Genomic DNA, 7,678 nt, shown 5'->3' with positions numbered 1-7,678 from the left:
CGCCCGGGACGGACCCGGCCGGTCAGCTCCGACGCCTGAGACGAACCCGAGCCGGTCACCTCCGACGGCTGAGACGACCCAGCCGCCCACTCCCGACGCCCGAGACGGACCCGGGCCCTCGTACCCGGCGTACGCGGGTACGGGAGCGGTGCGGCGGGAGCGCGGGCACGACGTAGCACGGCAGGCCGCGATCGTCAGACGGGCCCCAGCCCGGTCGCCGGGTAGGGGGCCGGTTCCGTCACCCAGCCCGCTGCCAGGACCAGGCGGGAGTCACGGTCGGCGGCGAGGAAGCCGAAGGGGCGGTCGAAGGCGACGCGGACGACCGTGGTCTCGTAGCGGTACTGCGGGACGCCGCCCGGCGCCGCCATGACCGCCGTCACCGCCGCCGCCCGGAAGCCGAGCGCGCCGAACCGGGCCACCGCCGACTGCCGGGCCTCCCCGACGGCCAGCGGGTAGGCGCTCACACCGGGGAAGTGACCGCCCCTGGCGTCGGTCGCCGAGGTGAGGCCGAAGAGGCCCGCCAGGGCGAGCAGATCGTGGTCGGCCCGCACCTCGTACGCCACCGTGCGCACGTCCAGGGTCCTCGGCTCCGGCGTCGCGGCCGGCTGCTGCTCCACGTGCAGGCCGGGGCCAACGTGCCCGTGCGGCAGGGCGCCGCCCGCGGTCAGCGGCAGACCGCGTTCCACGATGCCCACACCGGCCGTCAGCACCTGACCCGGTGTCATCCGCTCCTCGCCGAGCACCAGGTGGACGTCGACGCCGTTGTCCCCGGGCACCGTCAGCGCGGTGACGAAGCCCTCCGGGGTACCCGCCACCCCCACCCGGTCCGGCCGTACGCTGCGCCGGTGCAGTCCGCGCAGGGTACGGCCCTGCCAGGGGCCGGAGCCGGGCCGCAGCGGCAGCTCCGTGAACGGCTGCCGCCAGTCCGTGCGCAGCGCGACCGCACCGGCCAGCACCATCCGCGCCTCCCGGGTCAGCGTCACCGGCATGCGCTCCACCAGCCCGCCGGTCCGTTCGGCCGCCCACGCGTCCAGCCGCTCCTGGGCGGTGACGAGGTCGTCCCCGAAGGTCCCGTGGGTCCCGGCGGGCAGCCCGGCCCGCCACTCCTCCCGCAGGGGCAGCCCGTGGTGTGTCCACAGGCCGAGCGCCGCGTCCAGTCCGGCCACCGACGCCATGCCCGCCAGCAGTTCCCGGGCGGCCCCGGCCGCCTGCCCGGCCGGCACGCCCAGGGCCCCGGCCAGCTCGGCGCGCGCCGGGCCGGCCGCGCCGTCCGCCAGGAAGGCGAGCAGCGGCCAGACGCACGGCGCCGAGAACACCGTGCCCTCGGACGGCGTCTGCGCCCAGCGGGCCGTCAGCCCGTTCACGCGCCGGACCGTCTCCTCGGTCACCTTGCTCACCGGTCGCCCTCCCACGAGGCCCCGCCCACGTCCCGCCCGTCCTCACTCATGTACGCCGCCGAGCCGCGCCCCGCTCACCCGGCCACGCGCCCGTGCGCCCGAGTGCCTCCGGCCGCGCGCCCGCCCGCACGCATGGGTCTCCCCCCGCATACCGCCCCCGTTCCGCCCCGCTCGTCATGCTGCCGGTGGTCCTGTGCCACCGGCCGGTCCAGGAGCACGCTACCGGGGGCCGCCTGTGACAGGTGTGAGGGCGGTTGTCGGCGAGCACCCCTATACGGGAGGGAAAGTGGCTGGGTAAAGCCCTCCCCACCCGCTTGTCATCACATCGAGTGATTCTCTGGCCTTTGCTTGCACGGCAGAACCCACGGTTGCCAGGCTGTTGCTGTCTGTACAACCTGATGGGAGCGGCCAGTGACTTTCGGTGAGCAGCCGGCGTACCTGCGCGTCGCGGGTGATCTCCGCAAGAAGATCGTCGACGGTTCACTCCCGCCCCACACCCGCCTCCCCTCCCAGGCCCGCATCCGCGAGGAGTACGGCGTCTCGGACACCGTCGCGCTGGAGGCCCGCAAGGTACTGATGGCGGAGGGGCTGGTCGAGGGCCGCTCCGGCTCGGGGACGTACGTGCGCGAGCGGCCGGTGCCCCGGCGTGTGGCCCGCTCCGGGTACCGCCCGGCCGGCGGCGCCACGCCCTTCCGGCAGGAGCAGGCCGACGCCTCCGTGCGCGGCACCTGGGAGTCCAGCAGCGAGCAGACCGGGGCCGGCGCGGCCATCGCCGAGCGGCTCGCGATCCACACCGGCGACCGGGTCATGCGCACCAAATACCTCTTCCGGGAGAACGGCGAGCCGATGATGCTCTCCACCTCCTGGGAGCCCCTCGCCGTCACCGGCCGCACCCCGGTGATGCTGCCCGAGGAGGGCCCGCTCGGCGGGATGGGCGTGGTCGAGCGCATGCGGGCGATCGACGTCATCGTGGACAACGTCACCGAGGAGGTCGGCGCCCGCCCCGGCCTCGCCGAGGAGCTGCACCTGCTCGGCGGTGTCCCCGGCCATGTGGTCCTGGTCGTCCAGCGCACGTACTTCGCCTCCGGCCGCCCGGTCGAGACCGCCGACGTGGTGATCCCGGCCGACCGCTACCGGGTCGCATACCACCTGCCCGTCAAGTGACCGCACCGCCCGGCCGCCGCGCGGGCCGGCCGGCCCCCGGTGCGCCCCCCGCGTGAGGTGGCGCACACCCTGGCGCTCCCCGGCGGCCGCCTCCCCTGCCTCCCGGCCACGGCGCCCCCGTCGACGGCCGCACCGATCCGGCCGTTCTCCCAGGTGATCCCGGCTGCCCCGGTATGCCCCCGACCGGAGGAAGCCGAGTTCCCGACGGCGCGTTCGGTCCCGTGCGCCCCCGGCGTTCTGGCTGGTTGCGTACCTCTTTGTGAAAAGCCGTATTCGCAGCGTAAAGGTTGGGCGTACGCTCGGGCATATGCGGATTGCGGTTTCGTTGTCCGGGGGAAGCGGGTGGGGCGGTGCGGGAAGGGGCGCGGGCGGTGGGGGCCATGAGTGAGGGCACGGTCTCGATGCCCTGGATCGTGATACGCCAGGACGACAACGGCAATCGCTACCGCGTCGGCCGGTACGCGACCCGCGCGGAGGCGCAGAAGATCGCCGACAGCCTCGACGACCGGGGGCACAAGCAGCTCTACTGGGTCGAGCGCATCGGCCAGAACGAGGACGGCTCGCGGAACTGACCCGCCGCGACCTCCCGTAGTCTGCGCTGCATGACGCGCGAGACCCCCGGACCGGAACCGATCGTGGTGGTGGGCGCCGCCCTGCTCGACGGCGGCCGGCTGCTGGCCGCGCGCCGCAGCGCGCCCGCCGATCTCGCCGGGCGCTGGGAGCTGCCCGGCGGCAAGGTCGAAGCGGGGGAGCGGCCCGAGGACGCCCTGGTGCGCGAACTGCACGAGGAACTGGGCGTCGACGCCGAGCCGGTCGGCCGCGTGCCGGGGCGCTGGCCGCTGCGGGCGCCGTACGTGCTCCAGGTGTGGACCGCCCGCCTGCGGCCCGGCTCACCGGCGCCCCGCCCCCTCCAGGACCATGACGACCTGCGCTGGCTGACGCCCGCGGAGCTGTGGCAGGTGGACTGGCTGGACCAGGACGTCCCGGCCGTGCGCGAGGTCGAGCGGCTCGCCGCGTTCTCCGCCTAGCGCGCCGCGGGCCGCTCGCGGGCGGCCGGCGTGACCGGCCGGTGTGCGTGCCCGGCGCGGCCGGCCGGCACGGGTGGCAGACGGGCACGGCGAGGGGTTCGTGGGGCTCACGCCGGTTCGGCCGAGCGCCTCGTACGCCGTTCGTGCCACAGTGCGCCCACTCGTGCGGTACTGCCGCCCGGATATCGGGTATGTGCCCATTAACCCCATGAAACCGGACATGGGTAGGCTCCGCTGGCCCGGGAAGTGATCGGCGTGATCGACACCGATGGCGACTGCGCCGAGTGGACGTTTCCGGCGGAGCCGGGCGCCGTGCGCGCCGCCCGTGCGGCGGTGCGGGGGAAGTTGCACGGCTGGGACCTGGACTGCGTCGCCGATCTCACCGCGTTGCTGGTCAGCGAGCTGGTCACCAACTCGCTGCGGCACGCCACCGGCCCCATCGGCGTCCGGCTGGTCCGTCCCCCCGGGCTCGACGACACGCTGCGGGTGGAGGTCTCCGACCCGCTCCCCGACCCGCCGCGCGAACGGGTGGCGCACCCCGAGGACGAGGGCGGACGCGGTCTCCAGCTGGTCGCCGGCTCCTCGCGCAGCTGGGGCACCCGGCCCGGCACGGCCGGAAAGACCGTCTGGTTCGAGCTGGCGGTGCCCGGGTGAGGACGGAACACCGGCGGGGGCACGGGGTGTACAGCCGTCGACGTGCCGTCCACCCCGCGCGCCGGGGGCGCACGCAGTCCGGCGGAGCGTGATTCGGGGGTGTGTTCCCTGGTTAGAAGAGTGGAAGTGTTGTCACGGACCGGTCCGAAAAGCACCTGGACCGGGCTGTGATCGTGAACACCGTGTCGTGCGGCGCCGTAGTGCTGGATACTGCGGGCAGCCGCCCCCGGTGACCGGTGCCGGACGCGGTGAGCTGGAGGGGACGGTTCGCGTGAGCGAGATACCAGCGAAGGCCACGGAGTCCGAGGACCCGTCGGACGGCGCGAGGAGTCAGGCCGCGGAGGCTGCCGCGGAGTCCGGCGATGCCATGTGGCAGAGCAGTCCGCCCGGTTCGATCTACGACTACATCAAGGTCGCCTCCTTCTCCATCGGCCCCGGTGGCCTCGTCGACCAGTGGAGCCTGCGGGCCGAGCAGATCTTCGGCATCCCCGCCGCGCGCGCCGTCGGCATGGACCCCATAGAGGCTTTCGTCGATCCCGACCTGCGGGACCGCGGCCAGCGGAAGATGGCCGAAATCCTCGACGGGCGCGAGTGGACCGGAGTGGTGCCGTTCCGGATGCCGGACGGCCCCGACGGCGGGCGCGGCGAGGAGGGGCTCGCGGAGGTGTACGTCATGCCGACGCGCACCGCGGAGGGGGACAAGGCCGCCGTCTGCATCGTCGTGGACGTGCGCACACTGCGCAGCATCGAGACGGATCTCGCCGCCTCGCAGGCGATTTTCGGCCAATCGCCCTTCGGTTTCCTGCTGATCGACACCGATCTGCGGGTCCGCCGGGCCAACATGCGCTTCTCCTCCACCTTCGGCGGAACCCCGGACGACCACCGGGGCAACGGCGTCCACGACTACCTTCCGCGCGGTGAGGCGGAGCGGGTCTCCGCCACGCTGCGACGGGTGCTGGAGTCCGGCGAGTCCATCACCGACATGCACGTGACCGGATTCGTCCCCGGCTCCGAGGAGCGGCGGCACTGGTCCGTCAACCTCTACCGGGTGCACAGCGGCAGCGGCCGGCCCATCGGCGTCGCCTGGCTCGGCACCGACATCACCGCCCGCCGGGCCGCCGCCCGCGAGGCCGCCGCCGCCCGCCGCAACCTCGCGCTGCTCAACGAGGCCGGCGCCCGCATAGGGAACTCGCTCGACCTGGAGACCACCGCACGCGAACTCCTCGACGTGGTCGTCCCCGGCTTCTGCGACCTCGCCACCGTCGACCTCTACCAGGGCCTGCTGGCCGGCGACGAGACCCCGCCCGGCCTCGCCGACGGCAGCGCCGAACTGCGCCGCGTCGCCTTCGCCAGCGCCGTCTCCGGAGCCCCCCTCAACGGCTCCGGGCAGCCCGTCGAGGTCGGTGCGGTCCACCACTTCCCGTTCAACTCGCCCTGCGCGGACGCCCTGCGCACCGCCCGCCCGCAGTACGTGCCCGCCGAGGAGGGCGGCCTCGTGCAGTCCGTCCTGGCCGTGCCGATGGTCGCCCACGACACGGTCGTGGGACTCGCGCAGTTCTCCCGGGTGAAGGGCAGCGAGCCGTTCGGTGAGCGGGACCGGGACCTCGCGGTCGAACTGGCCGCGCGTGCGGCCGTCTGCATCGACAACGCGCGCCTGTACCGCCGGGAGCACGAACGGGCGCTGATACTGCAACGGTCCCTGCTCCCGCCGGGCGACCCGGAGGCGTCCGGCCTGGACATCGCCTGCCGCTACCTGCCCGGCAACGCGGCGACGGAGGTGGGCGGCGACTGGTTCGACGTCATCGAACTCCCCGGCCACCGCACGGCGCTGGTCGTCGGGGACGTCATGGGCCGGGGCCTGCGCGCGGCCGTCGCGATGGGTGAACTGCGCACCGCGGTACGCACCCTGGCGCTGCTCGACCTCGAACCCGCCGAAGTGCTGTCGGCCCTGGACGAGATCGCGCGGGGCCTGGGCACGCCGGGCGGGGTCCAGCAGGCCACCCGCACCGCCCGGCAGCCCCGGGACGCGGACCTCTCCGAGGTGTACCTGGCGACGTGCGTGTACGCCGTGTACGACTCCGTCACGAGGCGCTGCACGTTCGCCAACGCCGGCCATCTGCCGCCGGTCCTGGTCGAACCGGGCGAGGCGGCGCTGATGCTGGACGTGCCGCCCGGCATGCCGCTGGGCGTGGGCGGCGAGCCGTTCGAGGAGGTCGAGGTCGAACTGCCCGAGGGCGCGCTCCTGGCCCTCTACACCGACGGCCTGGTCGAATCCCGCGACCACCCGCTCGACGAGGGCCTCCAGGCGTTCGTCGGCGCGCTGACGGACCCCTCCCGGCCGCTGGAGGACGTCTGCGACCACGTCCTCAGCACCCTCGACACCCACCACGGCGAGGACGACATCGCGCTGCTGATGGCCCGGGTGCAGGGCCTGCCCGCCGACTCCGTGGGCGACTGGACGCTGCCCCGCGAGCCGCGCAGCGTGGGCCGGGCCCGTGAGTACGCGCGCGGCCGGCTGGCGTCCTGGGACCTGGAGCCCCTGGTCGACACGGCGGAACTCCTGGTCAGCGAGCTGGTGACGAACGCACTGCGGTACGGCGAGGGGGAGATCCGGCTACGGCTGCTGCTGGACCGCACACTGGTCTGCGAGGTCTGGGACTCCGGACTGGTCCAGCCACGGCGCCGACGGGCCCGGGACACCGACGAGGGCGGCCGGGGACTGCAGCTGGTCGGACTGCTCAGCGCGGCCTGGGGCTCACGCCGGACGCCCCGCGGCAAGACGGTGTGGTTCGAACTGCCCCTCCCGGGCGGGGACGGCGCCCTCACCGACCCGGCGGAAGCGCTCCTCAGCCTGTTCTGAGTCCTGTTCTGAACCCGGTTCCGATCCCGCCGGCCCCGACCGGACGTGGCACCCCGGGGCGTCCGGGCCGGCGGTCAGGCGTGGTGGCGGGAGCGGGTCGCGGGGCCGCCGAACGCCGCCGGGGGACCGCCGTCCGGGTCCTCGGCCAGCAGGATGCCGCCGAGCACCGCGCCGGCGAGCCCGGGCGCGTCGGCCCCGGCAGCGGCGTACGGGGTGCCGTGCGCCCGTACGTCCCGCTCGGCCAGCTCCCGCGCCCGCGCGGCCGCGGCATCCGCCCGGCCGGCGTTCCCCGCCCCCAACTCCCGTACCGCCTCGGCGAGCCGGGTGCGCGCCTTGGTGCCCACCGCTCCCCGGTGCACCGCGATGAACTCCTCGGCCCCCGCCACGGAGGCCCGCGCCACGAGCAGCGCCCCGGCGTCCGGGCTCCCCGGGCCCGGCCCGTCCGGCCGCTCGACGGCCCGGCGGCTCCGGCGCAGCAGGTCCAGCGGGTCGTACGGCCCACCGCCCGGCTCCGCACGCACCGCGCCCGGCACCCCGCCGGCGGGGGCCGCCCGTCCGGGCGCCCCACCCGAAGC

General features: G+C 74.9%; 6 protein-coding genes and 1 pseudogene. 5 read left to right on the top strand and 2 right to left on the bottom strand.

What is annotated here, in order from left to right; all coding sequences use genetic code 11:
- Positions 1-194 precede the first annotated feature (194 nt).
- The gene (locus GT045_RS34115) at positions 195-1,388 is read right to left on the bottom strand and encodes a serpin family protein (protein ID WP_345942840.1); all 1,194 of its coding nucleotides are present in this window, start codon (positions 1,386-1,388) and stop codon (positions 195-197) included.
- 420 nt (positions 1,389-1,808) lie between these two features.
- Between GT045_RS34115 and GT045_RS34110 the strand changes: the two genes are divergently transcribed.
- From GT045_RS34110 to GT045_RS34090, 5 genes are all read left to right on the top strand, one after another.
- Positions 1,809-2,561 (top strand): GntR family transcriptional regulator, encoded by a 753-nt coding sequence (locus GT045_RS34110; protein WP_161295155.1) that lies wholly within the window; start codon positions 1,809-1,811, stop codon positions 2,559-2,561.
- A gap of 380 nt (positions 2,562-2,941) precedes the next feature.
- Positions 2,942-3,133, top strand: coding sequence for an SPOR domain-containing protein (locus GT045_RS34105; protein WP_161295156.1), 192 nt, complete (start codon positions 2,942-2,944; stop codon positions 3,131-3,133).
- Between the two features lie 30 nt (positions 3,134-3,163).
- Positions 3,164-3,589 (top strand): (deoxy)nucleoside triphosphate pyrophosphohydrolase, encoded by a 426-nt coding sequence (locus GT045_RS34100; protein WP_161336555.1) that lies wholly within the window; start codon positions 3,164-3,166, stop codon positions 3,587-3,589.
- Positions 3,590-3,844: 255 nt separating this feature from the next.
- On the top strand, positions 3,845-4,243 hold the full coding sequence (locus GT045_RS34095; RefSeq protein WP_345942839.1) for an ATP-binding protein: 399 nt from the start codon (positions 3,845-3,847) through the stop codon (positions 4,241-4,243).
- Positions 4,244-4,514: 271 nt separating this feature from the next.
- Positions 4,515-7,103, top strand: a complete 2,589-nt coding sequence (locus GT045_RS34090) for a SpoIIE family protein phosphatase (protein WP_161336554.1) — start codon at positions 4,515-4,517, stop codon at positions 7,101-7,103.
- A 74-nt stretch (positions 7,104-7,177) separates the two neighbouring features.
- Here the strand turns inward: GT045_RS34090 and GT045_RS34085 are convergent.
- Positions 7,178-7,678 (bottom strand): annotated as a pseudogene (locus tag GT045_RS34085) (hypothetical protein); the annotation flags it as partial.

Origin of the sequence: Streptomyces sp. SID486, assembly GCF_009865385.1 — a bacterium.
GTDB lineage: Bacteria > Actinomycetota > Actinomycetes > Streptomycetales > Streptomycetaceae > Streptomyces.
Note: the sequence above shows the minus strand (reverse complement) of the source record. Positions and strands in the feature narration are given on the sequence as shown.